At 74.0% G+C, this 25,290-nt stretch carries 25 protein-coding genes and 1 pseudogene; 14 read left to right on the top strand and 12 right to left on the bottom strand.

What is annotated here, in order from left to right; translation table 11 throughout:
* Positions 1–4: 4 nt before the first annotated feature.
* The 3 genes from AB0J36_RS10520 to AB0J36_RS10510 form a co-directional block, all read right to left on the bottom strand.
* On the bottom strand, positions 5–430 hold the full coding sequence (locus AB0J36_RS10520) for an ATP-binding protein (protein ID WP_357117733.1): 426 nt from the start codon (positions 428–430) through the stop codon (positions 5–7).
* Positions 430–762 carry an STAS domain-containing protein gene (locus tag AB0J36_RS10515; RefSeq protein ID WP_357394681.1) on the bottom strand — a complete coding sequence of 111 codons (333 nt, stop codon included), beginning with the start codon at positions 760–762 and terminating at the stop codon, positions 430–432. Before AB0J36_RS10515 ends, AB0J36_RS10520 begins: the two co-directional genes overlap by 1 nt.
* 186 nt (positions 763–948) lie before the next feature.
* Positions 949–1,281, bottom strand: a complete 333-nt coding sequence (locus AB0J36_RS10510) for a nuclear transport factor 2 family protein (protein WP_357117740.1) — start codon at positions 1,279–1,281, stop codon at positions 949–951.
* A 185-nt stretch (positions 1,282–1,466) separates the two neighbouring features.
* Between AB0J36_RS10510 and AB0J36_RS10505 the strand changes: the two genes are divergently transcribed.
* On the top strand, positions 1,467–1,853 hold the full coding sequence (locus AB0J36_RS10505) for a DUF2267 domain-containing protein (protein WP_357117743.1): 387 nt from the start codon (positions 1,467–1,469) through the stop codon (positions 1,851–1,853).
* Between the two features lie 161 nt (positions 1,854–2,014).
* Complete coding sequence (locus tag AB0J36_RS10500) at positions 2,015–2,977, top strand: hypothetical protein (protein ID WP_357119380.1); 963 nt, start codon at positions 2,015–2,017, stop codon at positions 2,975–2,977.
* A 51-nt stretch (positions 2,978–3,028) separates the two neighbouring features.
* On the opposite strand, the gene AB0J36_RS10495 is transcribed toward AB0J36_RS10500, so the two are convergent.
* Complete coding sequence (locus AB0J36_RS10495; RefSeq protein WP_357169575.1) at positions 3,029–3,865, bottom strand: copper resistance protein CopC; 837 nt, start codon at positions 3,863–3,865, stop codon at positions 3,029–3,031.
* A gap of 103 nt (positions 3,866–3,968) precedes the next feature.
* Between AB0J36_RS10495 and AB0J36_RS10490 the strand changes: the two genes are divergently transcribed.
* From AB0J36_RS10490 to AB0J36_RS10480, 3 genes are all read left to right on the top strand, one after another.
* Entirely contained in the window at positions 3,969–4,463 is a 495-nt protein-coding gene (locus AB0J36_RS10490; protein WP_357117750.1) for a hypothetical protein, read from the top strand.
* Between the two features lie 6 nt (positions 4,464–4,469).
* The gene (locus AB0J36_RS10485; RefSeq protein WP_357117753.1) at positions 4,470–5,825 is read left to right on the top strand and encodes a hypothetical protein; all 1,356 of its coding nucleotides are present in this window, start codon (positions 4,470–4,472) and stop codon (positions 5,823–5,825) included.
* 339 nt (positions 5,826–6,164) lie between these two features.
* Complete coding sequence (locus AB0J36_RS10480; RefSeq protein ID WP_357117756.1) at positions 6,165–6,932, top strand: nucleotidyltransferase domain-containing protein; 768 nt, start codon at positions 6,165–6,167, stop codon at positions 6,930–6,932.
* 7 nt (positions 6,933–6,939) lie between these two features.
* Here AB0J36_RS10480 and AB0J36_RS10475 read toward each other — a convergent pair whose 3' ends face one another.
* From AB0J36_RS10475 to AB0J36_RS10460, 4 genes are all read right to left on the bottom strand, one after another.
* Positions 6,940–8,334, bottom strand: a complete 1,395-nt coding sequence (locus tag AB0J36_RS10475; protein WP_357169578.1) for an FAD-dependent oxidoreductase — start codon at positions 8,332–8,334, stop codon at positions 6,940–6,942.
* Positions 8,335–8,496: 162 nt separating this feature from the next.
* The gene (locus AB0J36_RS10470; protein WP_357117764.1) at positions 8,497–9,258 is read right to left on the bottom strand and encodes a methyltransferase domain-containing protein; all 762 of its coding nucleotides are present in this window, start codon (positions 9,256–9,258) and stop codon (positions 8,497–8,499) included.
* Positions 9,259–9,381: 123 nt separating this feature from the next.
* On the bottom strand, positions 9,382–11,040 hold the full coding sequence (locus tag AB0J36_RS10465; protein ID WP_357169581.1) for a hypothetical protein: 1,659 nt from the start codon (positions 11,038–11,040) through the stop codon (positions 9,382–9,384).
* Between the two features lie 207 nt (positions 11,041–11,247).
* A complete protein-coding gene (locus AB0J36_RS10460) occupies positions 11,248–12,810 on the bottom strand; it encodes a bifunctional NAD(P)/FAD-dependent oxidoreductase/class I SAM-dependent methyltransferase (protein WP_363660419.1) in 1,563 nt (520 codons plus the stop codon).
* A 74-nt stretch (positions 12,811–12,884) separates the two neighbouring features.
* On the opposite strand from AB0J36_RS10460, the gene AB0J36_RS10455 reads away from it, so the two are divergent.
* Entirely contained in the window at positions 12,885–13,478 is a 594-nt protein-coding gene (locus tag AB0J36_RS10455) for an XRE family transcriptional regulator (RefSeq protein WP_357117773.1), read from the top strand.
* 92 nt (positions 13,479–13,570) lie between these two features.
* Here the strand turns inward: AB0J36_RS10455 and AB0J36_RS10450 are convergent, their stop codons facing one another.
* Entirely contained in the window at positions 13,571–15,313 is a 1,743-nt protein-coding gene (locus tag AB0J36_RS10450) for a sulfatase-like hydrolase/transferase (protein WP_357169587.1), read from the bottom strand.
* A gap of 89 nt (positions 15,314–15,402) precedes the next feature.
* Positions 15,403–16,113: pseudogene (locus AB0J36_RS10445) on the bottom strand (CDP-alcohol phosphatidyltransferase family protein); the annotation flags it as partial.
* Positions 16,114–16,206: 93 nt separating this feature from the next.
* Between AB0J36_RS10445 and AB0J36_RS10440 the strand changes: the two are divergent.
* From AB0J36_RS10440 to AB0J36_RS10410, 7 genes are all read left to right on the top strand, one after another.
* Complete coding sequence (locus AB0J36_RS10440) at positions 16,207–17,190, top strand: dehydrogenase (protein WP_357169589.1); 984 nt, start codon at positions 16,207–16,209, stop codon at positions 17,188–17,190.
* Between the two features lie 2 nt (positions 17,191–17,192).
* Positions 17,193–17,591: a 6-carboxytetrahydropterin synthase gene (locus AB0J36_RS10435; RefSeq protein WP_357117784.1), complete on the top strand. Its 399-nt coding sequence runs from the start codon at positions 17,193–17,195 to the stop codon at positions 17,589–17,591.
* Entirely contained in the window at positions 17,588–18,676 is a 1,089-nt protein-coding gene (locus AB0J36_RS10430; protein WP_357397587.1) for a glycosyltransferase family 4 protein, read from the top strand. The genes AB0J36_RS10435 and AB0J36_RS10430 overlap by 4 nt, the downstream gene beginning before the upstream one ends.
* Positions 18,673–19,497 (top strand): class I SAM-dependent methyltransferase, encoded by an 825-nt coding sequence (locus tag AB0J36_RS10425; RefSeq protein WP_357169598.1) that lies wholly within the window; start codon positions 18,673–18,675, stop codon positions 19,495–19,497. The genes AB0J36_RS10430 and AB0J36_RS10425 overlap by 4 nt, the downstream gene beginning before the upstream one ends.
* Before the next feature lie 63 nt (positions 19,498–19,560).
* Positions 19,561–20,499, top strand: a complete 939-nt coding sequence (locus AB0J36_RS10420) for a lysylphosphatidylglycerol synthase transmembrane domain-containing protein (RefSeq protein WP_357119382.1) — start codon at positions 19,561–19,563, stop codon at positions 20,497–20,499.
* A 58-nt stretch (positions 20,500–20,557) separates the two neighbouring features.
* A complete protein-coding gene (gene ribA, locus AB0J36_RS10415; RefSeq protein WP_357117794.1) occupies positions 20,558–21,268 on the top strand; it encodes a GTP cyclohydrolase II in 711 nt (236 codons plus the stop codon).
* The gene (locus AB0J36_RS10410; protein ID WP_357169601.1) at positions 21,265–21,972 is read left to right on the top strand and encodes a dihydrofolate reductase family protein; all 708 of its coding nucleotides are present in this window, start codon (positions 21,265–21,267) and stop codon (positions 21,970–21,972) included. Before ribA ends, AB0J36_RS10410 begins: the two co-directional genes overlap by 4 nt.
* Here AB0J36_RS10410 and AB0J36_RS10405 read toward each other — a convergent pair.
* Together AB0J36_RS10405 and AB0J36_RS10400 are read right to left on the bottom strand one after the other, a co-directional pair.
* Positions 21,939–22,412 (bottom strand): hypothetical protein, encoded by a 474-nt coding sequence (locus AB0J36_RS10405; protein ID WP_357169604.1) that lies wholly within the window; start codon positions 22,410–22,412, stop codon positions 21,939–21,941. The genes AB0J36_RS10410 and AB0J36_RS10405 overlap by 34 nt on opposite strands.
* Positions 22,405–23,730 (bottom strand): molybdopterin-dependent oxidoreductase, encoded by a 1,326-nt coding sequence (locus tag AB0J36_RS10400; RefSeq protein WP_357117803.1) that lies wholly within the window; start codon positions 23,728–23,730, stop codon positions 22,405–22,407. Before AB0J36_RS10400 ends, AB0J36_RS10405 begins: the two co-directional genes overlap by 8 nt.
* Before the next feature lie 268 nt (positions 23,731–23,998).
* Between AB0J36_RS10400 and AB0J36_RS10395 the strand changes: the two genes are divergently transcribed.
* Complete coding sequence (locus tag AB0J36_RS10395; RefSeq protein WP_357397579.1) at positions 23,999–25,063, top strand: NAD-dependent epimerase/dehydratase family protein; 1,065 nt, start codon at positions 23,999–24,001, stop codon at positions 25,061–25,063.
* The last annotated feature ends 227 nt before the right edge of the window (positions 25,064–25,290 follow it).

The raw sequence follows: 25,290 nt of genomic DNA, 5'->3' as shown, positions 1-25,290 counted from the left end.
CGGCTCACCGCGACAGCCGGATCCGGACCACGGTGCCCGCACCGGCGGTGAACACCCGTACCTCGTCGCAGATCCGCTCGACGATGGCCAGCCCGCGACCGCGTACCGCGTTGGCGGCGGGCATCTCCCGGCCGAGCGTCCGCGCCGGGCCCTGGTCGACGACGTCGCAGAACACCTGGTCGCCCTCGGCCCAGAGCCGGACCCGGCCACCACCGGTGGTGTGCTGCAACGTGTTGGTCGCCAGCTCGCTGACCGCGAGCGCCAGCAACTCCACCCGCTCGGCCGACAGGCCCCGCGCCGTGGCGCCCTGGCAGACGAACGTGCGCAGCGCCCGCAGGTCGGCCGCCACCTCGTACGCCATCGTGTCGGTGCGCGGGGCCGACGGCGGCTCCTCGGCCACCGCGTGCGCGTTGGGTCGGTCGGCCGCCATCAGCCCGCCAGCCGCGGGTCGTCGGCGGGCGGACGCAGCAGGTTGCCCACGCCGGTGATGTCGAGGACCGCCGCGACCGGACCGGAGGCGTTGACCGCGTACAGGTGCCGGCCGTCGGCGCGCGCCGCCTGGTGGGCGGTCACCAGGCCGTGCAGGCCGGTGGAGTCGAGGAACCGCAGCCCGCCGACGTCGACCACCACCACCGCGGCGGCTCGTACCGCCGCGGACAGCACGGTCGTCAGCTCGGGCTGGGCCGCCAGGTCGCACTCACCGGTCAGCGTGACCACGATTCGACCGGGTGCCGTGGACGTGCGGGCCTCGAAGTGCGCCATCGGACAGCAGCACCCTTTCTCGTCGCGTCGGCCGTTGTCGGGACATCATGTCATCCGATGGCCGGTCGGCCGTGTCCTCCGTTCGGCGGTTGATCAAGAAGGTGCGGCCACTGTGCGACGGCGGACGGGTCAGGACCCCGAGTCGTCCGCGACGGACCCGCTCAGCTCGCGTCACCGCGCGTCCCGCTACGGACGGATGTCCAGGGCGCCGATCAGGTCGTCGCGCAGGGTGAACCGGTACCGCAGCTCGACCGGGCTGCCCGGGAAGTCGCCCGACAGCCGTGTGAGAACCAGGTAGGAGTCGCCCGCCTGGGGCGTGACCCGCACCGGTTCGGCGGTGTACGAGTACTGCGCCATCGAGCGCTCCCGCCAGGAGCGGATGGACGGACGGCCGTCGTACAGCCGGTCCTCGTCGGCCACGCTCGCCGTGTCCGCGAAGCAGGCGACGAAGGCGTCCACGTCCCCGTCGCCGACGGCCCGGAAGTACCTGTCGATCACGTCGGGCAGGTCGACCGCCATCTGCTCCTCCTGCGGCCCGGGCCGCCCGTCGGGGCGGCCGCCGTGGTCCCGGTCCGACCTCACGGTACGAGACACGGCGGGTGGGGCGCGGCGCAACCGGCAGAACCGCCGGGCCAGCGCCTCCCGGGGTTTGTCGCCGTCCGGCCCGGGTAGCCACGCGTTCCGGCGACGGAAGGGGCGGGTCCATGGCCGAACTGGCGTTCGTCGACAAGGTGGCGGCACGGGCGGGTATTCCGCCGGCCGAGGCACGCCCGCTGACCGAGGCCGTGCTGCGCACGCTCACCGAGCGTCTCAGCGGGGGCGAGGCCACCGCGCTCGCCCCGCACGTGGCCGACGAGCTGAGTCCGCTGCTGGTCAAGGCCGCCGAACCGCCCGAGACATTCGGGTACGACGAGTTCCTGCGCCGCGTCGCCGATCGCGCCGGCACGGACCGGGCCGGGGCCGAGCGGGGCGTACGGGCGGTCTTCGAGACGATGCACCGGGTGGTCGGGCACCGGGAGTTCTCCGATGCCCTGTCCCAGCTCCCGGCGGAACTGCGGGCACTGGCGCAGCCGCTGCCGCACGGCCCCTGACCGACGCGCGCCTGATGCGTCGGTGACCGTTCGGTCCCTGGCGTGTCGCCACGACACCGGATCTACTGTGCGTAACCGATCGAACGCGCAGTGGCGGTTGTCCCCGCGCCCGTCCGCCGGGTCGTCGCCGCTCCGATCCGAGGAGCGTCCCCTTGGCGTCCATGGTGTCCCCGCGTCCCCTGCTGACCGCAGTGACGACAGTCGTCGCGCTGATCACCCTCGCTCCCGCTCCCGCCGTGGCGTCCCCGCACAGCTATCGGGTCGTCGACCTCGGCACCCTGAGCGGGGGTGACGGCGCTGCGACGGCGATGAACGATCGCGGCGACATCGTCGGCTGGAGCACCGTCGCCGGCGGCGCCCGGCACGCCGTGCTGTGGCGACACGGCGTCATCACCGACCTGGGCGTGCTGCCCGGTGACACCGATTCCAGCGCCGTGGACGTCAACGAGTTCGGTGACGTGGCGATCACCTCGTTCGGCTCGGACTACCTGACCCGCGCGGTGCTCTGGCGCGACGGCCACCTCCGTGACCTGGGCACCCTGGGCGGGGAGAACAGCGTGGCGATCGGCGTCAACGACCGGCGGCAGGTGCTCGGCACCAGCGAACCGGCCGGCGACATGCCGCACCGTTTCCTGTGGCGCGACGGCGTCTTCACCGACCTGGGTCGGGAGTACTTCTACGAGTTCACCGCCGACTTCAACAACGCGGGCGACGTGGTGGGCGGGTTCAACGTGCCGCCGCAGGACTACCCGTGCACCTGCGTCGGTGGCCGGCTGCGCGACGGCGTCTTCACCCAGATCGGCAGCGAGGCGCTCGGGGTCAACAACCGGGGTCAGGTGGTGGGGGCGGCGAACGGGCGGGCGTTCCGCTGGCAGAACGGGACACTCACCGACCTCGGCACGCTCGGCGGCGACTGGAGCCGCGCCACCGCGATAAACGACCGCGGTGAGGTGGTGGGCCAGAGCGCCACCACCACCGCCGCGTGGCACCCGTTCCTCTGGCGCAACGGGTTGATGACCGACCTGACCACCCGGGGCGTGGGGGAGACCGACTGGATCGAGGACATCAACATCCGGGGCCAGCTCGTCGGCGCCCGGGGGAACCGGCCGGTGCTGTTCCGCTGAGCGGAGATCTTCGCGCTGTGGACGTGTGGGCGTGGCCTGACTACCCGGGCGTCAGCGGCGGCCGCGACGAGCCGGCCGGCGGTTGGCTCCGCCGCGTTGCCGCGGGGCGCCGCCGCCGTGTGGACGTGCGGCGCCGCCGCGCGGGCGGGCCGCTCCGCCGGTCGGCCGTGCCGCCGGGCGACGGCGGGCCGCCACGACGATGAGCGTGCCCACCACGGCGACGATGACGACGGGGATCACCCAGGACGGGAGCCCGCGCTCCTTCGAGGACGACGGCGGCGCGGCGGCGGGCGTCACGGCCGGGTCGAGGGTCGCGGCCGGCACGGCGGACGCCGACGCGGTGCCCTCGGCCTGGGCCAACAGGGCGGGATCGGGGCCGTTCGTCGGCGCCGCCCAACCGGCCGGGGCCGCCGTGCTCGGCCCCTGGTAGTCGAAGGTGACGGTGCCCTTCACGGCCTCACCGTCGGACGCGACCGTGAGGTAACTGGCGGTGTAGCGGCCCTTCGCCGGCCAGTGCGCGACGGTCACCATCGCGGGAAAGCCGGTGTGGTACAGCCGGGGCTCGAAGGTGCCGTTGACCATGAAGTACTCCTGGACCGGCTTGTCCAACCGCTTCGGCTCGCCGTACGACCAGCCGCTGTCCACCCGTGACCCGTTCGGGCCGGTGAGGGTGAAGTGCGCGTTGGCGGCCGGCTTCTCCGTGAAGTACAGCTCCACCCTCTCGAGGGGCTGGCGCACCACGGTGCCGGTCAGCGGAGTGGAGGTCGCCAACTGGCCGTGCGCGGACGCCGGGGCGGCGGGCAGCGCCAGCGACGCGACCACGAGCACGGCCAGCACCGCCACGGCGCGACGTACGACATTACCGACAGTGACCAGCCTCGATCGCATTCGTTCATCATGGTCATTTCCCCGCCGCCGAACAAGACGTAGAGTTCACCCTCCGACGATCACCTCGACACCCCGTCCCCCTCGCGTCGTTCGGAGTTCACCCGTGTCCGTCCCCGGTTCGCGCCCCACCGCCCGCCTCACCGCCCGCCCCGCCGCCCTGCTGGTCACCGGTCTGCTCACCGCCGTGCTCGCCGCGGGCTGTGGCCAGAACGGCGACCCGTCCGTGGCCGCCCCCTCGACGGCCCCGACAACCGCCGTCGCGCCGACCCCCTCCGTCGCGCCGACCATGGCGGGCAGCCCCACTCCCACCCCCGCGGCCAGTACCCCCGCCGCCGTCGACCGGGAGATCACCGTGACCATCGCCAAGCGACGGATCACCCCGCCGACGGGCCGGGTGACCGTGAACAAGGGCCAGTCGGTCCGGATCACGGTCACCTCGGACGTCGCCGACGAGCTGCACGTGCACGGCTACGACCTGGGCGCCCGCCTCCCGGCCGGCACACCGGGCTCGGTGGAGTTCCGGGCCGACAAGACCGGGTTGTTCGAGGTCGAGACGCACGAGACCGAGCTGGTGCTGTTCCAGCTCGTCGTCCGCTGATCTCCGATGTCCGCCGCACCCACGCTGCTGGCGCACGGCGTCGGCGGCCGTCAGGACCTCCCGATCACGCTGCCCGAGCTCGTCGTTGCCGCCGCTCTGACCCTGGTCGTCACGTTCGTCGCGCTGGGCGTGCTCTGGCGGGAGCCACGCCTGGACCGTGATGCCTCAGGTGGTCGGCCGGTGCCGGACCGGCTGGCCCGCCTCGTCGACGCCCCCACGTTCCGGTGGGCGCTGCGCGTACTGGGCCTGCTCGGCGCCGGCTGGTTCGGTGTCGGCCTGCTCGCCGGGCCGGACACCCCGGAGAACCCGACGGCCGGAGTGCTCTACGTGCTCCTCTGGGTCGGTCTGGTGCCCGTCTCGCTGCTGTTCGGTCCGGTGTGGCGGGCGGTTAACCCGCTGCGTACCGTGCATCTGCTCGGCGCGCTGGCGGCCCGGCGCGACCCGGCGCGCGGCGTCCGTGAACTGCCGGCCGGTCTGGGCCTCTGGCCCGCCGCGCTCACCCTCTTCGGGTTCGTCTGGCTCGAACTGGTCGCGCCGGACCGGGCCACGCTGCCGGTCATCACCGCGTGGCTGGCCGGGTACGCCGTGGTGATGCTGGCCGGCGCCGTGGTGTTCGGCGCGGCGTGGTTCGACCGGGCCGACCCGTTCGAGGTCTACAGCGCGCTCGTCGGCCAGCTCGCTCCGATCGGCCGGGCCGCCGACGGTGTGCTGGTGTGGCGCAACCCGCTCGACGGGATCGCCGGGCTGCGGCCCCGCCCCGGGCTGGTCGCCGTGGTGATCGTGCTGCTCGGCTCGACGATGTTCGACAGCCTCTCCAACGCGCCGGTCTGGCTGCGCTTCGCCCAGGAGAACGGGCTGCCTCCGGTGGTCACCGGCAGCGCGGGACTGGTCCTGGTGATCGGGGCGGTCGCCGTGGCGTACCTCGCCGCCACGGGCGTCGCGGCCCGCGTCGGCCGCACCGAGCCGGCGGACGCCGGCGCGGTCGGGGCGCGGCGCGTACCGGGCGAGATCGCGCACTCGATCGTCCCCATCGCGGTGGGTTACGTGGTGGCGCACTACTACTCGCTGTTGATCCTGGAGGGTCAGCGCACCCTCGCCCTGCTCTCCGACCCCCGCCACACCGGCGCGGACGTCTTCGGCACCGCCGGCTGGGAACCGCACACTGCGTTGGTGACCCCGTCCGGGGTGGCCAATCTTCAGATCACCGTCATCGTCGTCGGGCACCTGCTCGGCACGCTGCTCGCCCACGACCGCGCCCTGTACCTGTTCCCCCGGGCGCGGGCGGTCGCCGGTCAGCTTCCGCTGCTCGCGCTGATGGTCGCCTACACCGTCGCCGGCCTGCTGCTGCTCTACGCCGGTTAGGCCGAGGGTCAAAGCCCCTGGCCGGCCTGCCGAGGGTCCGGACGGCGACCGGCCGCTTCGGCCGCTGGTGGCGCGTCGCTCGCGGGCCCGTGGTCCGGCCGGATCGGAGCCACCCGCTCCAATGAGCGTGATGCCGGTGAGTCATCTTGATGACTCACAGGCATCACGCTCAATGTGGTGTCCGCCGTCGGCCGTCGGCCGCGCCGTCGGCGCCGTCCGCCGTCGACCCGCAGGGGCGCGGCCCACCGCCGGCCCACCGCCTGGACTCCGCCTCGGCTCGACGGAGGACCTTGACCACCCGGCCTGGGCGCGTCCGCGCCCGCAGACGAGGATGGGCGCGTGGACTCCGCTCTGACGCGCTACCTCGACGATCTCGTGGCCACCGCCCGGGAGGTCCTCGGCGACGATCTCGTCGGCGCGTACGCGGCCGGTTCGGTGGGGCTCGGCGCGTACGAGCCCGGCCGCAGCGACGTGGACGTGGCGCTGGTCTGCGCCGGCCCGCTCACCGACACCGTCAAGCGGACGCTGGTGGCGCGGCTTCGTCACGAGTCCCTGCCCTGTCCGGCGCGCGGGCTGGAACTGGTCGTTTACCGGCGGGCGGTGGCGGCGGCCGGCAGCCCCGAACCCGGCTTCGAGGTCGAGCTGAACACTGGACGCGCCATGCCGTTCCGCCGCACCCTCGACCCGGCCGATCGGCCGAGCGCCGACGGCCGCTTCTGGTACGGGCTGGACCGCAGCATCCTGCGCCAGAGCGGACTGGCGTTGCTCGGTCCGCCGGCGGCCGAGGTCTTCGCCGACCTCGCCCCGGCCGACCTGCGTCGCCTGTTGATCGAGGCGCTGACCTGGTGGCTGGCCCTGCCAACGCCGCCGGACGACCGGCCCGCGCCCGGCACCGAGGACGCCGTGCTCGGCGCCTGCCGCTCGCTGGTGCGGCACCGCGACGGCGTGTGGCTGTCCAAGGTGGACGCCGGTCGGCGGCTCGTCGACACCGGCTATCCCGCGGAGGTCATCCGTCGGGCGATCGCCGCCCGGCACGGCGGTCCACCGCCCACCGGCGCCGAGGCCCGCGCCTTCCAGCAACGGGTACGCGCCGAGATCGCCGGCTGACCTGTGCTCAGCGCACCGGTCGGCTCTGCAATGACGCGAAGAGCAGGTTGAGGCCCTCGGCCATGGTCGGATGCGTGATGATCGCGTCCCGCAGCGCGGCCCATGGCATCCGCGCGAGCATGGCCAACTGCACCGAGGTGATCACCTCACCCGACTCCGGGCCGAGCAGCGCCGCGCCCAGGATCAGGTCGGTGCGGGTGTCGATCACCGCCTTCCACATGCCCCGGGTCTCGCGCAGAGTGCGGGCGCGGGGGATCGCGGCGACCGGCAGGTGGGCCACCTCGACGTCGTATCCGGCAAGGCGCGCGTCGCTCTCGCTGAGACCGACCCGCGCCAGCTCCGGGGTGGTGAAGACGGTGTACGGAACGAGCCGCCCGGACGTACTGCGCCGCTCGCCGGCCAGGTTCGCCCGGATGATCCGGTAGTCGTCGAGCGACACGTGCGTGAACTGCGGGCTGCCCGCGACGTCCCCGGCCGCCCACGTCCGCTCGGCGCTGGTGCGCAGATACTCGTCGACCAGCACGAAGCCACGCTCATCGAGCCGGACACCGGCCGCGTCCAGCCCCAGCCCGTCGGTGACCGGCGCCCGGCCGGCCGCCACCAGCACCTCGTCACCGGTCACCACGCTGCCGTCGTCGAGGGTGACCCGGAGCGTCCCGTCGGGGTCGCGGTCGACCCGGGCGACGGCCACGCCGACGCGGACGTCGATGTCGTCCGCGAGGAAGACCCGCATCAGCGCGTCGGCGACATCGGGGTCCTCGCGGCTGAGTAGTTGCGGGCCGCCCTCGATCACCGTCACCGCGCTGCCGAACGAGGCGAACATCTGCGCGAACTCGACCCCGACGGTCCCGCCGCCGAGCACCACCAGCCGTGCCGGCAGCCGATCCAGCCGGAGAAGGTCGTTGCTGGTCAGCACTCCGGCCTCGGCCATCCCGGGCACGGACGGCAGATGCGGGCGGGTGCCCGTGTTGATGACCACGTCGGCGCCCCGCAGCAGTCGTTCACCCCCGTCGGCCAGCTGCACCCGAACGGTCCGATCGGCGACGAACCGGGCCGCACCGATCACCAGGTGCAGACCCGAGTCGAGGAACTGCTGCCGGTTGGCGGCGACCATCCCCTCGACGACGTCCTGCTTGTGCGCCCGCAGCAGGTCGATGTTGACCCGCCCACCCTCGACGGCGAGGCCGAGCGCGGCGGCGTGCCGTAGCTGGTGGGCCGCCCGCGCGCTCGTCACCAGCGCCTTGGTGGGGATGCACGCGACGTTGATGCAGCTCCCGCCGATCATGCCGCGCTCCACCATCGCCACCCGGCGTCCGGAGCGGGCCACGTCCATGCTCAGCGTCTTGCCGGCCTTGCCGCCGCCCACGACGAGCAGGTCGAAGTCCTCCGGTTGGTCGGTCACGGGCGCTCCTTCGCGGCCACGGGGTGCTCGTCGTCGCCACCCGGGCCGGCGGTCGTCGGTGCGTGTCGGCCAGCCCAGCCTGCCAGCTCCGACGGGACGTCCGGGGCGGTTCCCGGCGAATGCAGGTGGCGTACCAGGGCGGCGAGGGGTGGCCGTTGGTCGTCAGGCCTCGGCCGTGACCAGGTAGAGGGTGAAGCTCGCCAGCAGCGGACCGGCGGCAAGACGGCGAAGCCACGGCCGGACCTCCCGGTCGACCATCTCGCCAGCCGCCACCGCACGGGCGGAGTTGCGCCGCAGCCCCAGGATCTGATCGGCCGTGCCGAAGTCCTCGAAGACGACGGCGATCGCCTCGACCGATCGCACCCGCAGGCCAACTCGCGCCGACAACCGGACCAGCTCCCGACCGACGGTCGGATTCCGCACCCGCCCCGCCACGAACCGGGCGAAGCGGCGGCTCGTGGCCACGTCCTCGTCGGCGACGGCCAGGGTGTCCCAGTCCGGCTCGGTCACCACGAGCACACCCGCCGGGCGCAGCACCCGGCGGACCTCGGCCAACGCCGCCGCGGGATCCTCCACGTGCATCAGGACGCGATCGATCCGGGCCCTGTCCATGCTGATGTCGTCCAACGGAAGCGCGTGGGCGTCGCCCACGCGCAGGTCGATCCGCGGCCGGTCGGCCAGCCGCCGACCCGCCTCCGCGAGCATCCTCGGGTCACGGTCGACGCCGACCACCAGGCCGTCGGCCCGGACCGCATCGGCCAACCGCCCCAGGTCGGTGCCTGGCCCGCAGCCGACGTCCACCACGCAGTGCCCCGGCCGCAGGTCGAGAGCGTCGACGGCACGCCTCTTGTAGTCGCGACCGATCGGGGTGGCCGCGGCCGTGTCCAGGTACGCGATCCGGTCCGCACTCGTGAGCTGGCTCATCCGCCCATCCCACCATCGACTCGTGGGCGTGCGGCGCAGCCGGTGTGTGGGTTCGGTGAAGATCGTCGAACCCTGGTCGTACCGGGCCCGGAGAACGTACGCGCCCCGGGCCCGGACGACCGGTCAGTGCCGGGCGGTGCCGTTGTCGCTGACCGGCTGCCCGAAGGCCAGGAACGGTACGGGCGTCGGAGCGTCGGGCCGGGTGAAGATGGGCTCGTGGGTGGGCGTGCGGTCGGCCGGCCCCACCGGGTATCGCAGCGGCGTGCCTGCCGGACGCTCGCCATCGGCGCGGTCGTCGTCGGCCCGGTCGTCGTCGGCGTGCGCGGCATCGGCGTGGACCGCCTCGTCGCCGGTCTCGTCGGTACCGGCCCGGTCCGCCTCGACGCGCGCCTGCTCGGCCTCGGCCTCGTCGTCACCGGCGCCCTCGACGTCGGCCCGCCCGGTCTCGGCGCCGTCGCCCGCGCCCCGGTCGACCGGGATCGGGTCGGCGGCGGCGCGACTCGACCGTGGACCGACCATCGGATACTCGGCCGTCTCCGTACCACCGGCAGCGGCGGCCATCACGGCGGCGGCGGCCAGGTCGGCCACCCGCTTCGCCTCCCGCTGCACCCGGGCACGGACCTCCTTGGCGTGCCGCTCGGCGGAGTCGCCGGCCCGCCGGGCCTCGTCGAGCCGGGTCGCCTCGGCGGTCAGGTCGCGACGCACCTCGCTCAGCCGTTGCTGCATCCGGGACAGCTCGTTCTCCAGGGTCTCACCCTCCTGGCGGACCTCGGCGAGCTGCTGCTGGGCGGTCTCCAACTCGGCGTGCAGTTGGGCCGACTCCTCCCGGCGCTCCTCGATCTCCTGCTGGAGCGCGGTCAACTGCTCCTGGTGGCTGGCGGCCTGCTCATCGGCCCGGTTCCGCAGCTCGGTCACGTGCTGCTGCGCCTCGGCGAGCAGCGCGGCGATCTGCTGCTCGGTGGAGCTGCGCTGCTCGGCCAGCTCCTCCTGCGAGGCCGCCTGCAACTCGGCGATCTCCTGCTCGGCGGCGCTGCGCCACTCGGCGACCTCGCGCTCCACGCCGGCCTGCCACTGCGCCATCTCCTGCTGGTTCTTGGCGCGGGCCGCCTGGACCTCCTGCTGGATCTGCGTACGCGCCGACTTCATCAGCGCGTCGGCAGCCACCCGGGTCTGGTTGAGCTGCTGCGCGCTCTGCTCGGTGATGCGCTTCGCCTCGTGCTGGGCGCGTTCGTGCGCGGCCTCACCGTCGGCGCGTAACTGCTCGGCGCGTTCCCGGATCGCCGTCAACTCGGCCTCGGCCACGGCGCGGCGCTCCTCGTACGCCTGCTCCTGCTCGCTGCGCCGCGCGGCCACCTCCTCGGACAGATCCTGTCGTGCCTGCGCGGCCCGCTCACGGGTGTCGGCGAGGATTCGCTCCGCCTCGGTGCGCAGCTCGTTGGCGCGGTCGGCGGCCGACTCGGTGATGAGGGCGGCCTGCTTCTCGGCGAGGGTCAGTATCTCGCCCACCATCGGGCCCAGATCCTGGAACGAGGCGCGGTCCACCTGAACCGGCTGCTCGTGCATCTCGGCCAGCTCGGCCCGCAGCCGCTGCACCTCGGCGGTCAGCTCACGCACCCGTACCGCCGACCGCCCGTGCTCGCCGCTGAGCATGGCGATCTGCCCGTCGAGCTGCTCCAGGTGCCGGTCCACCTGGCGTTTGTCGTAGCCGCGCAGGGCGAGCTCGAAGCTCGGCCGCGAGGCCGCATCGTCGCGTGTTGCGAGCGGCTCAGCGCCGATGGACATGCACCATCCTCCGTACGGTCGGGCGCAAGGTCAACCGCCCTGCGGGCCGTGAGTGTGGCGCAACGCTACCGCCGAGCCCACCCCCGTGCGAAGGCACGCACCCCTCATTCGCCGATCATGGAGTCGTGGTGCCCGGAAGGCCCTGATTGGCGGCTCTTGTCATCCACCACGACTCCATGATCGACGGTGACGGGTTGGGGGGGTGGGTTAGCGGCGGCGGGCCAGCAGGACTGCGTCGTGGTGGACCAGGTCGTGCGGGCCGGGGCGGGAGCGGGTTGCGGTGGTTTGGACTTGCCAGTGGGTTGGGTCCAGTTCGGCGGCGACGTCCTCGGCGGTGTACATCATGTCCGGCATGTGCATCCGGTGGCTCGACGTCCACAGGTCCATCGGGTGGTGGCCCACGATCAGCAGCGCGCCGCCCGGGGCCACCGCGGCGGCCAGGTGGGCGAACAACTCCCGCCGCTGCGTCGGGGGCAGGTGCATGTACTGCGCGGTCACCAGGTCGTAGGCCTCCTCGGCGGGCGGCTTGTCGCGCAGGTCGGCGTGGAGGAACTCGATCCGGTGACCGACTCCGGCGGCCTCGGCGTGCTCGGCGGCCCGACCCAGGGCGGTGGTCGAGATGTCCACGGCCGTCACCTGCCAACCCCGCTCGGCCAGCCACACCGCGTCGGCGCCCTCACCGCTGCCCACGTCCAGTGCCCGCCCGGGGCTGAGATCGGCGGTCTCGGCGACCAGTTGCGGGTTCGGGCGGCCACTCCACACCGCCGGCTTCGACAGGTACCGCTCCTCCCAGGCCGGCTCCTCGAAGGTCGTGGCGACCAACTGCCGGTACGCGGTCACCGCGTCCCGGGTCTCCTCGGCGATGAGGTCGGCGTTGATCGCCGCCCCGGCCATGAGCCCGGCGGCGGCGGACGTGATGACCTGACCACGCAGGTCGGCCACGTTGCCGGCGACCCAGACGCCCGGCACGGTCGTCGCGCCGGTGGCGTCGGCGGGGATCTGGGTGCCCACCACGTGCCCGCCCATCGTCACCTCCTCCGGAGCGAGACCCAGCCCCACGAGCAGGTCGGCGCGGGGCGACGTGCGGGTGGCGACCACGACGACGTCGAGCGCCACGACGCGGCCGTCGGCGAGCCGGACACCGCTGAGCGCGTCCCCGGTCACCTCGAGCGCGGCGATCGGACCGGGTACCACCGGGATGCTCCGGGCGGCGAGCCGTTCGGCCGTCTCCTCGTCCGGGGTTGGCGCGTCGTGCAGCAGGAGCAGCACGTCGGAGGACCACTGCCGCCACATCTCGGCCTGGTGCACGGCCATCGGCCCGGTCGCCAGGATGCCGATCCGCCGGTCCCGGACCTCCCAGCCGTGGCAGTACGGGCAGTGCAGCACGTCGCGACCCCACCGCTCGGCCACCCCGGGCACGTCGGGCAGCTCGTCGGTGAGCCCGGTGGCCACCAGGAGCCGGCGGGCCCGCACCGCGTCGCCGTCGTCGAGGGCGATCCGGAAACTGTCGTCCTCCCTTGTCACGGTACGGACCCGGCCGTCGCGGAACTGCCCGCCGTACCCGGCCACCTCGTCGCGTCCGGCGGCGATCAGCTCGGCCGGCGGCGTCCCCTCCCGGCCCAGGTAGTTGTGCACGCGGTCGGCGGGCGCGTTGCGCGGCTCCCCCGAGTCGATCACCAGCACCGACCGCCGCGCGCGGCTCAGCACCAGAGCGCCGCTGAGCCCGGCCGCGCCACCGCCCACCACCACCACGTCGTACGTCTCGTCCACCGGAATGTCTCCCTCTTCGTCGGTTGAGCCCACCATCCGTCGCCGCCACCAGGATGGCAAGTATCGTTGCCGTTATGGCAAACGACGACAACGCCGCGCTGGCCGCCGTCGGCCCCCGGTTGCGGGCCCTGCGTCACCAGCGCGGCACCACGCTGACCCAGCTCGCCGACCTGACCGGCATCTCGGTGAGCACCCTGTCCCGGCTCGAGTCCGGCAGCCGCCGGCCCACCCTGGAGCTGCTGCTTCCGCTGGCCCGCGCCTACCAGGTGGCCCTGGACGAGCTGGTGGATGCCCCGGCCACCGGCGACCCCCGCGTACGCCCCAAGCCGATCGTGATCCACGGCGTGACGCACCTGCCGCTGACCCGCCGTCCGGGCGGCCTGCAGGCGTTCAAGCAGATCTTCCCGCCGGATCCGACCGCCGGGGGACGAACCCCGCAGGTCCACGAGGGGTACGAGTGGCTGTACGTGCTCTCGGGTCGACTGCGCCTGGTGCTCGGTGACCGCGACCTGATCCTGACGCACGGGGAGGTCGCCGAGTTCGACACCCGCATCCCGCACCTGATCATGAACCCCGGGCCGGGCACCGCCGAGGCGCTCAGCCTCTTCGGGCCGCAGGGGGAGCGGCTGCACGTCCGCGCCCGCCCCGCCGCGTCCGACGAACGATGATCATCACGACATCGGCGATGTCGCGGTTTCCCTGCCAGCTGAACACCCCGACATCGGCGACCTCGGGTCGATCATGCGTAGGTCCGAACAGCTCAGCGGGGTGCGGCCAACGGCGGCGTCGACGACCCGAAGGCGGTCAGGAACCGGTCGCGGAAGGAGTCCATCGGCCACACCGGCGCCTGTGGACCCGGCCGCAGGCCGTCCTGCCAGCCCCACCCGGTGATCTGTTCGAGGACCTTCGGGTCCCGGGCGACGATCGTGATCGGCACGTCCCGGCTCGCGCCCTCGCCGGTCACCACCGGAGCGGGCTGGTGGTCGCCCAGGAAGACCAGCACCAGATCGTCGTCGCCGTAGGTCTGCACGTAGGAGATCAGCGACTGGAGCGAGTAGGCGATCGCCTGCCGGTAGCCGGCCCGTACCCGGCCGGTGTCCCGGTCGTCCTTACCGCCGTCCTTCGCCCCGGCGTCGCCGTGGTAGACCGAGCCGTCGCCGACCGCGTCCCAGCCGATCATGCGGGGCACCGCCGTCCACGGCGAGTGGCTGGAGATCAGCGGGATCTCCGCCATGATCGGACGGTCCGCGTCGGCGCGCACGTGCCGCTGGAAGAAGGACAGCGTGTACTGGTCGGGCATCGGCGCGTAGGCGAACTTCGGGCCCCGGTAGCCGAGCGCCTCGGTGTCGTAGTAGCGGTCGTACGAGAAGAAGTCCTTCTCCGGCCAGGGTTGGGTCGCCGCCGGCAGCACCCCGACGGTCTGCCAGCCGGCCCGGCGGAACGCGCCGTTGAGGGTGAGCCGGTCGCTGGCCAGCAGACTGCGGTGCCGCTGCTCGTTGTCCGTCCACAGACCCGACAGCAGGGTGTCGTGCGCCAACCAACTACCGCCGCCGAACGTGGGGGAGGTGAGAAAGCCGCTGCGTGAGCCGTACCCGGCAGCGCGCAGGCTCGCGGTCCCGGCGTCCAGCACCTCGTTGACCTGCGGCGCCAACTCCGGGTCCTCGACGGCGTCGCGCCCATAGCTCTCCACGAAGGCCAGGACGACGTCCTTGCCGCGCAACCCGGTCAGCAACTGCTCGCCCGGGGCGTCCTGGAACGGGTCGGCGTCGATCTGGGCGGTGAACCGGCTCCCGTCGTGCAGCCGCGCGTCCACCTGCTCGGCGTGCGCGCCCACCAGCGCGGTGGTCCCGGCGTCGGCCACCGGCACACCCGGGACGATCCGCGCCCCGGCGACGGCGCAGACCACCCAGACGACCGTCAGCGCGGCCACCGCCCGCGTCGCCGTCCGCTCGTGGTCCACCAGCAGCGACGCCAGCCGCCGCAGTGCCACGGTCACCACGACCAGCAGCGCTCCGATCAGCAGCACGACGCCGACCAGCGCGCCGAGCGCGCCGACCCGCCCCGCCGAGTCCCGGACGAAGCCGAACGCGTCGTCCAGCAACAGCCAGTCCAGCACCAGGTCGAACGGGCGGTCGAGGGCCGTGCGGAACCCCAGGTCGGCGAGTTTCACGATGGCCAGCAGGCCGAGCAGCGGCCCGAGCACGGCCACCACCATCCGTCGTGGTCGCGCCGGCAGCGCCAGCAGCAGCGCGGCCACCAGCAGACCCTCCAACGGGATCCGCACGAGCGCGCCGGGGGTCAGCTCACCGAGGCGGTCCGGTCCGACCAGGACCACGTACACCAGCAGGACCGCCAGCACCGTGCCCGCCCCCCGCAGCGCCCGCCGCGCCGGGCCGCGCGACGCGGGCGACACCACGGGAGTACGACCAGCGGCGTCGCCGGTCGACGCGGAGCGCCCGCGCAACCGGTCGGCGAGCCGGCGTCGCCGAGGTGCGAGGGTCATCGGGGCCTCCAGTCGGAGTGGACCGTACCGCCGGAGCGCGCCGCCAGCGCGGGCCGGGGCACCGGGAGCGTCGGCGTGGGCACCGGCAGCAGCGGGCGAGCCGGCCGGGGCGCCGGGCGGCGACGCCACAGCCAGGCCACGTCCCGGCCGAACGACTCGACCAGCAGCGCCAACGCCGCCACCAGGACCAGCGTGGTCCACTGCTCCGGCAGCGCCCGCGCGGCGGCCACCGTCAACAGCACTCCCTGGGCGGCGGCCACCACCTTGCGCCAGAAGCGTGGCGGCAACGTGCCCCGCAGCCAGGGCAGGACCGCGCTCGCCGCGACGAAGGCGTACCGCATCGCGCCGATGGCCAGCACCCAACTTCCGGCCGCCGGGGCGACGTAGACGCTGAGGACCAGGATGAGGAACGCGTCGACCTCCATGTCGAAGCGCGCCCCCAGGGCGCTGGCGGTGCCGGTGCGCCGGGCGACCTGGCCGTCCACGGCGTCCAGCAGCAGGGCCACCGCGCTCAACGCGACCAGCAGCCCCACCGGCGTCGGGCGGTCGAACGAGTCCACGACCAGCGCGGTGACCGCGCCGACCAGGACGCCCCGGGCCAACGTCACCCGGTCGGCGGGGCCGAGGCGGGACGCGCCGGACAGGTGCAGGCCCCGGCTCAACGCGAGACAGGTGACCGCCGCGTAGCCGACGCCGGCCAGCCAACCCGCCTTGTCCAGACCCACGGTGGCGGCCAGCGTCGCCAGCACGACCAGTTGTGCGGTGAGCCCGATCACCGGGCCGCTTCGAACTGTGGGCACCGTACCTCCGTGTTTATGATCGACGACCCCGACAGGGAACACGGAAATCAGGGCCGTTCGGTTCGACCGGGACAAAAGGTGAGGTGTACGAGGGTGAACCGCGAGGCGTACGCCTGCTGGGTGCGCGAGCCCGGCGCGGCGGAGATCCGGCCGGTGCCACTGCCCGCCCCGGGCCCCGACGACGTGCTGGTCCGCGCGCGCTACTCCGGGGTCAGCCGGGGCACCGAGACGCTGGTGTTCGCCGGTCGGGTGCCCGCCGACCAGTACGCGGCGATGCGCGCCCCGTTCCAGGAGGGCGACTTCCCCGGCCCGGTCAAGTACGGCTACCTCAGCGTCGGCGTGGTCGAACAGGGCCCGCCGGAACTGCTCGGGCGTACGGTGTTCTGCCTGCACCCGCACCAGAGCGCGTACGTCGTGCCGGCGACCGCCGTGGTGCCGGTGCCCGACGACGTGCCGCCCGCCCGCGCCGTGCTCGCCGGCACGGTGGAGACCGCCGTGAACGCCCTGTGGGACGCCGCGCCCCTGCTCGGCGACCGGGTCAGCGTGATCGGCGCGGGCATGGTGGGCTGCTGCGTCGCGGCGCTGGTGGCGCGGTTCCCCGGTGTGGACGTCGAGCTGGTCGACACCGACGCCCGCCGGGCCGGGGTGGCCGGGGCGCTCGGCGTCCGGTTCGCCCGACCCGCCGACGCGACCGGCGACCGGGACCTGGTGGTGCACGCCAGCGCCACGTCCGCCGGCCTGCAACAGGCGCTGGACCTGCTCGCGCCCGAGGGCACGGTGGTCGAGCTGAGCTGGTACGGCGACCGCCAGGTGCAGGTGTCCCTCGGTGGGGCGTTCCACTCCGGACGGCTCACCGTGCGCAGCAGCCAGGTCGGCATGGTCGCGCCCGCGCGGCGCGGTCGTCGCAGTTACACCGACCGGTTGGCGCTGGCCCTGGACCTGCTCGACGACCCGGCGTTCGACGCGCTGATCACCGGCGCGTCCCGGTTCACGGAGCTACCCGACGTACTCGCCCGACTGAGTTCGGGTGACCTGCCCGCGCTCTGCCACCTCATCACCTACGACGACGGGGAGTGACCATGTTCAGCGTGACCGTTCGGGATCACATGATGATCGCCCACAGTTTCCGGGGCGAGGTGTTCGGCCCGGCCCAGCGCCTGCACGGGGCGACGTTCGTGGTGGACGCGACGTTCCGCCGGCCCGACCTGGACGCCGACGGCATCGTCGTGGACATCGGCCTCGCCACCGAGCAGCTCCGGGCCGTGGTGGGGGAGCTGTCCTACCGCAACCTCGACGACGAGCCCGCGTTCGCCGGCACGAACACCACCACGGAGGTGCTCGCCCGTACCGTCGCCGACCGACTGGCCGAGCGGGTACACGCCGGCGACCTGGGGGCCGGTGCCCGGGAGCTGGCCGGTATCACCGTCACCCTGCACGAGTCACACGTCGCCTGGGCCAGCTACGAGCGGTCGCTGTGACCGACGCGGGCCGGCCGCCGCCGGCCCCCGCCCCCGCCGCCGCGCGACGACGTGCGGTGCACGTCGTCCTGCCGGGGGACATCGACGACCCGGGCACGCCCAGCGGTGGCAACACGTACGACCGGCGGGTCTGCGCCGGGCTCGCCGAGCGTGGGTGGACGGTGCACGAGCACCCGGTACCCGGCGCGTGGCCGCACCCCGACCCGGCCGACCGGGCAGCGCTGGCCCGGCTGCTCGCCACCACGGCGGACGACGCCGTGGTGCTCGTCGACGGCCTGATCGCCTCGACGGTGCCGGAGCTGCTCGCCCCGCACGCGACCCGGCTGCGCCTCGTCCCGCTGGTGCACATGCCGCTCGACGACGAGGCCGAGGGTCGTGCGCTGGCCACCGCCAGCGCCGTCGTCACCACCAGCGGGTGGACCCGCCGCCGGCTGCTGGCCCGCCATGCGTTGCCCGCCGAGCGCGTCCACGTCGCGCCGCCCGGGGTGACGCCCGCTCCGGTGACGAATCCCGGCAGCGCAACCGGTGACCGGTTGCTCTGCGTCGCCGCGGTCACCCGTCACAAGGGTCACGACCTGCTGGTCGACGCCCTGTGCGTGCTGGCCGAGACGCCGTGGACGCTGGTCTGCGCCGGCACCCTGACCCGGGAACCCGAGCTGGTGTGCCAGCTGCGCGACCGGCTCGCCGGCGCCGGCCTGGCGGAACGGGTCCGACTGGCCGGCCCGCTGACCGGCCCGGCGCTCGACGCCGCGTACGCCGCCGCCGACCTGCTGGTCCTGCCCTCGCGGGGCGAGACGTACGGGATGGTCGTCACCGAGGCCCTCGCGCGTGGCGTACCGGTGCTGGGCACCGACGTGGGGGGCCTGCCCGAGGCGCTGGGTCGCGCCCCCGACGGCGTCGTGCCCGGTCTGCTGGTCCCGCCGGACGATCCGGCCGCCCTGGCCGGCGCGCTGAGCCGGTGGCTGGGCGACGACGAACTGCGGTCCCGGCTGCGGCGCGCCGCGCTCGCCCGCCGCGACACCCTGTCCGACTGGCCGGTGACGACCGCGCGCCTGGCCACCGTGCTGGAGGAGGTGACGGGGTGACCGTCGAGGAGACCCTGCCGTTCGCCGACTGGCTGCGTCTGCGGGAGCCGGCCGACGCGGCGGCCCGCGCCGACGACCTGCTGGACGCCGTCCGACCCCGACTGGCCGGCCACGACCCGGTCGTGATCCACGACCTGGGCAGCGGCACCGGTTCGATGAGCCGCTGGCTCGCCGCCCGGCTCAGCGGACCGCAGCGGTGGGTGCTGCACGACCGGGACGCCGACCTGCTGGCCCGCGCCGCCGACAGCATGGCCGGGGTGACCGCCGCCGACGGAGCGCCGGTCACCGTCCACACCCGCTGCGGCGACCTGACCCGGCTCACCGCCGCCGACCTGTCCGACGGCGCGCTGGTCACCGCGTCCGCGCTGCTGGACATGTTGACCGCCGAGGAGGTCGAGCGGGTGGTCACGGCCTGTGTGGACGCCGGCCGCCCCGCCCTGTTCGCGGTCTCGGTGACCGGACGGGTCCGGCTCACTCCCGAGGACCCGCTCGACGCCGCGGTCGAGGAGGCGTTCAACGCGCACCAGCGGCGTACCGTCGACGGCCGTCGGTTGCTCGGCCCGGACGCCGCCGCCGTCACCGCCGCCGCATTCGCCCGGCGGGGCGTGCCCGTGGTCGAGCGGCCCAGCCCGTGGCGACTCGGCCCCCAGCAGGCCGACCTGGCCGCCGAGTGGTTCCGGGGCTGGCTGGGCGCGGCCTGCGAGCAGCGGCCCGACCTGGCCGGCCCGGCCGACGCGTACGCCCGACGTCGGCTGGCCGAGGCGGCGGCCGGCCGGCTGGGCGTGGTGGTCGAGCACCGGGACCTGCTGGCCGGTGGATGAACCATCCACACCCTGGGTACGTGCACTAAGAGAGTGGACGATCTTCAGGGAGGACCGGCGTCGATGGTGTGGGCCTGGGCACGAGTGGTCGGCGGGGTGGGCCTGCTCGCCGTCCTGCTGTGGCAGGTGGGCGGCGGCGCGTTCCTCGCCGGCGTACGGCTGATCGACGCCCCGGCGCTGGCCGCGGCCCTGCTCATCGGCGCGCTCACCACGGTCTGCGCCGCGTGGCGGTGGAGTCTCGTCGCCGGTGGCCTGGGCGTGCGGCTGCCGCTGGCGACCGCGGTGGCGCACTGCTACCGGGCCGTGTTCCTCAACGCCACCCTGCCCGGCGGGATGCTCGGGGACGTGCACCGGGCGGTGCGCCACGGCCGCGACGCCGGCGACGTCAGCCGGGGTATCCGCGCGGTGGTCTGGGAACGTGCCGCCGGTCAGGTGGTGCTGGTGGGCGTCGCCCTGGTCGTGCTCGCGGCGTTCCCGTCCCCGGTGCGTCCGTACCTGCCGGCCACCGCCGCGCTGCTCGTGGCGGTCGGACTGGCCGCCGTACTCCTGGCTCGGTTGTTGCCCGGTACCGGCCGGTCCCGGTGGGCGCGTGGCGTGCGAACCGCCGTCGCCGACGTGCGGACCGGACTGCTGGGCCGGCGGACCTGGCTCGGCGTGCTGGTCGCCTCCGCCGTGATGGTCGCCGGTCACCTGGCCACCTTCCTGGTGGCGGCCCGGACCGCCGGATCCGACGCGCCGCTGACGAGGTTGCTGCCCCTGACCCTGCTCGCCCTGCTGGCCATGGGCCTGCCCCTGAACGTCGCGGGCTTCGGCCCCCGCGAGGGGGTGGCCGCCTGGGTGTTCGGCGCGGCCGGTCTCAGCGCCTCCGAGGGTGTCGCCACCGCCACCGTCTACGGCGCGCTCGTGCTGGTGGCCAGCCTGCCCGGCGCGGCCGTGCTGCTCGCCCGACGGGCCCGTGAACCCACCGCCGCTCGGGAAGCCGCCTCGCCCGGCGGCTGTTGATTCAGTGGTGAAACGGTACGCGTCGCCGCCGTCCCGCGGCGCCGGACGAAGGAGTCCCATGCCCGAAGCACTGCCCGTCGCCACGGTCCGTACGCAGGTCACGGTGCCGTTGGCGTTCCCCGACGGCTACACCACCACCGTCCGGGTGTTCACGTTCAAAGGTCTGGTCGACGGTCGCGAACACCTCGCCCTCGGCCTGGGCGACTGGGCCGGCGCGCTGGACCGGCTCACCGCCGGTGGGGAGCCGCCGCTGGTCCGCCCGCACAGCGAGTGCCTGACCGGGGACGTGTTCGGCAGCCAGCGCTGCGACTGCGGGCCGCAACTGCGGGAGGCGGTGCAGCGGATCGCCGAGACCGGCGGGTTCCTGCTCTACCTGCGTCAGGAGGGCCGGGGCATCGGCCTGTACGCGAAGCTCGACGCGTACGCCCTTCAGGATGCCGGCCTGGACACCTACCAGGCCAACGTGGCGCTGGGCCGAGGCGAGGACGAGCGCGACTACACCGCCGCCGCGCAGATGCTGGCCACGCTCGACGTGCCGCGCGTACGCCTGCTCAGCAGCAACCCCGACAAGGCCGAACAGTTGACCCGGCTGGGTGTCGACGTCGTGGAACGCGTCCCCACCAGCGTCTTCCTCTCCCCGGCCAACGCCGACTACCTGGCGGCGAAGGCCGCCAAGGCGGCCGAGGCAGAGGCGGCCGAGGCAGCGGCCGAGGCCGCAGCGGCCGAGGAGCGGGCGGGCCGCACCCCTGACCGGCCCGTCTCCCGGTGAGCTGCCGGCCGGCGTCGCCACGGCCCTACGTGCTGCTGAGCTGCGCCACCTCCATCGACGGATACATCGACGACACCTCCGACCAGCGTCTGTTGCTGTCCAACGAGGACGACCTCGACCGCGTCGACGCGGTCCGGGCCGGCTGTGACGCGATCCTGGTCGGTGCCGCCACCGTCCGCCGTGACGACCCCCGCCTGCTGGTGCGATCGGCGGCGCGGCGGACCGAACGGGTGGCGTGCGGCCAGCCCGCCTCGCCGGTCAAGGTGACGCTGACGGCGCGCGGGGACCTCGACCCGACCGCGCGGTTCTTCACCGCGGGCGACTCCACCCGGCTGGTCTACTGCGCCAGCGGCGCCCTGGACAAGACCCGGGAGCGGGTCGGCGAGCTGGCCACCGTCATCGACGGGGGAGAGCCGGTCGACCTCGGCTGGGTCCTGGCCGACCTGGCGGCGCGGGGGGTGCGCCGCCTGATGGTCGAGGGTGGCGGGACGGTCCACGCCCAGTTCCTCACCGCCGGCCTCGCCGACGAGCTGCACCTGGTCGTCGCCCCGTTCTTCGTCGGCGACCGTCGGGCGCCACGCTTCGTCGACGAGGGCCGCTTCCCCTGGCATCCGGGCCGCCGGGCCCGACTGGCCGAGACGCGCCAGATCGGCGACGTGGTGTTGCTGCGCTACGCGCTCTCCGAGCGCTGCCCCGACGACTGACGGCGACGCCGCAGCGCGTACGCGAGCGCGCTGAGCAGGAAGAGCGCCCCGCTGAGCGCCAGCCAGCGCAGCAGGTACGGCCGCTGCGTCTGGCCGGTGGCCGCCTCGTGGGTCGTCTCGCCCCAGCGCAGGATGCCGGGTGCGTAGACCAGGAACAGCAGCGCCGTGCCGAGCGCCGGCACCCGCAGGTGGTTGAGCAGCACGACGCGACCGCGTGCCGCCGCGCGCAGCACGCGGTCGACGCTCGCGTACACCGGGAACAGCACCAGGTCGTGCGCGACGACCGCGCCGACGAACCAGAGCAGCATCCGGCCGAACGTCGCCTCGTCGGCGAGGCGTAGCGCCACCCAGCCGGCGAGCACGATCACCGCCGTCACCAGGGCGAGATGCCAGGGCGCCGCGCCGTAGGCCGCCCGCGGCCGAGCGGTGCGCTCAGTCATCGGTCCGCTCCCGGAAGTCGATCTCGGCGACCCACTTGGTGCAGTGCACGCCGGGCAGGGCGGGCACGATGACCCGGGCCGGATAGCCGTGGTCGGGGGAGAGGTCGACGTCGTTGACCCGCAACGCCAGCAGCGAGTCGGGATCGAGGACCTGGTTGGCCGCGAGTACCGCCGTGCGGAACAGCCCGGCCTGCTCCAGCGACGACACCCGCGCCGAGACCGGGTCGGGAACGCCGGCGAGCGCGGCCAGGTCACGAAGACGTACGCCGGTCCACCTCTGCCGGGTCGACCAGCCCTCCACGCAGGCGATGGGCAGCGCGGCCGTGTGCTGGGTCAGGGCCAGCAGGCCGGGCCGGTCCAGGGTCACCGTTCGCCCACCGCCGCGCAGCGTCAGTCGCCAGCTCGCGTCGGTCTGCTCGGGACGTACGCCGGCGGCGGCGACGGTGCGGTTGACCGGGAAGCCGTTCGGCCCGGTGCCGGGTTGTCGCCCGCGAGGCAGCAGCAGCGCGGTACGCCGCAGTGGACCGTCCAGGCTCTCCCCGATGGTCAGTACGGCCAGCAGCAGCGCGCCGCCGCCCACCAGGGCCACCGCCCCACGTCGGCTGACCGTGGCCGGGCCCGGTTCGGTCGCGACCAGGCCGTCCGGGTCGGGTGGTTCGGGTCGCGTGTCGGCGCGCGTGGTCCGCAGCTCGGTGCCCGGCGGGCGGGATCGCAGCGCGGTCACCAACCGGGGGAACTTGATGATCACGTGCGCCACGAAGGCCGCCGTGAAGATCCACGCGCCGAAGTAGTGGGCGGTGTAGAAGTCGAAGCCGAACACGTACGAGTACTGGATGTTGAGCAGGCCGGTGGCGATCTGGAACAGGATCCCGCCGACCAGCAGCAGCAGGGTGAGCCGTTCCAGCACCTGCGCCACCGAGCGGGCCGGCGGCCAGGCGAACAGCTTCGGCAGCACCGACCACAGCTTGCCCAGCACCACCGGGACGAGCACGATCCCGAGCGTCACGTGCAGGCCCTGGGTGACCCGGAACAGCCAGGACGGCCGCGTGGGCCAGTCGAAGACCGGCAGCCGCAGCCAGCCGACGTCCTGCGGGAACGCCTGGTCGAAGCGGGGGCCGTAGGCGGCGTAGTCGAGCAGCCCCGTGATGATCACCAGTGGTAGCGCCACCAGCAGCGCCGAACCGTAGACGGCGGTGAGCCAGGGACCGCGCAACGGACTGCGCCAGGCGCGTTCGGCCGCGTCCACACCCGGCGGACGATGCCGGGCCAGTCCCCGCCAGAGCCCGCGCGGCGCGCCGTAGCCGTCCGCGTCCGACACCGGGGCCCCGCTGTCGCCCGGGCCGGGCCTTGCTCCTGGCACTCGCTGTTCCCTCCTGGTCCTCACATCCCGCCGTCGTCGGCCCGCCGGGCGCGAGCGCCGGTGGCGGGCACTGCCGGCAGGTTAGACCGCAGGGGTACGACGCAGCGGGGTTTACCGCATTACCGAACGCTTACCGGGCCATCGTGGCCGGCCGAGCTGTTGCGAACTCCTTACGGCTGCGCCGAACCGGCCCGTCGGACGCCCGACCGGCCCTACCGTGTCCGACATGCGCGTACTGGTCACCGGCGCGGCCGGGTTCATCGGGTCGCAGGTCGTCGACCTGCTCGTCGAGCAGGGCCACGAGGTGGTGGCGCTGGACGCGCTGCTGCCCCAGGCGCACGGCGGGGAGCTGCCCGTCTGGTCACGTGAGCACCAGGTGGTGCGCGGCGACGTCCGGGATGGCGCCCTGCTGGATCGCCTGCTGCCCGGTGTGGACGTGGTCTGTCACCAGGCGGCGATGGTCGGCCACGGCCTGGACCCGTCGGACGGCCCCGACTACGTCACGCACAACGACTACGGCACGGCCGTGCTGCTGGCCGCCCTGCACCGGGCGGGAATCGGCCGGCTGGTGCTGGCCAGCTCGATGGTGGTGTACGGCGAGGGGCGCTACGCCTGCCCCGAGCACGCCACGGTGCGCCCCGCGCCACGGCGACCCGAGGACGTGGCGGCCGGCCGGTACGACCCGACCTGCCCCCGCTGTGGTCGGGGCCTCGACCCGGTGCTCGTGCCCGAGGACGCGCCGCTGGAGCCGCGCAGCACGTACGCCGCCAGCAAGCTCGCGCAGGAACACCTGGCCGCCGCCTGGGCCCGACAGACCGGTGGGACGGTGTGGGCGCTGCGCTACCACAACGTCTACGGCCCTCGGATGCCCCGCGACACCCCGTACGCCGGAGTAGCGTCCATCTTCCGGTCGGCGCTGGCGGCCGGCATGGCCCCGCGCGTGCTGGAGGACGGCCGGCAACGGCGGGACTTCGTGCACGTCACCGACGTGGCGCGGGCCAACCTGCTGGCGCTCACCCGCGACCTGCCACCGGCCACCCTCGTACCGGTGAACGTGTGCTCGGGCGAGCCGCACACCGTTGGGGAGCTGGCGGTCGCCCTGGCCGAGGCGATGGGCGGACCGGCCCCGCAGGTCGTGGGCGGGGCACGCGCGGCCGACGTGCGGCACGTGGTCGCCGACCCGCGCCGCGCCGCGGAACTGCTCGGCTACACCGCCCGGGTCGGCTTCGCCGACGGCGTGGCCGGCTTCGCCACCGACCCGCTCCGCGAACCAGCCGCCATAGCAGGCTGACCCCGCCCCTAACCCCCACCCCCGCCCCCGCCCGGCGTGCGCCGATCTTGCACTTTCTGCTGCGACAGATGTGGGCACATAGTCCATATCGACAACCGAAACCGCAAGATCGACGCGTCAAGGGGGCGGGGAGCGCGTTGTCGCTCCTATGGGCGTGGGTTTTTTTGGGGGTTATGTTTTGGTCCAGGAGTGACACCCCCAGCCGTGGGGCGTGCCGCGGTGGGCGT

Origin of the sequence: Micromonospora sp. NPDC049662, assembly GCF_040675055.1 — a bacterium.
In the GTDB taxonomy this organism is placed as follows: Bacteria; Actinomycetota; Actinomycetes; order Mycobacteriales; family Micromonosporaceae; genus Micromonospora.
Note: the sequence above shows the minus strand (reverse complement) of the source record. Positions and strands in the feature narration are given on the sequence as shown.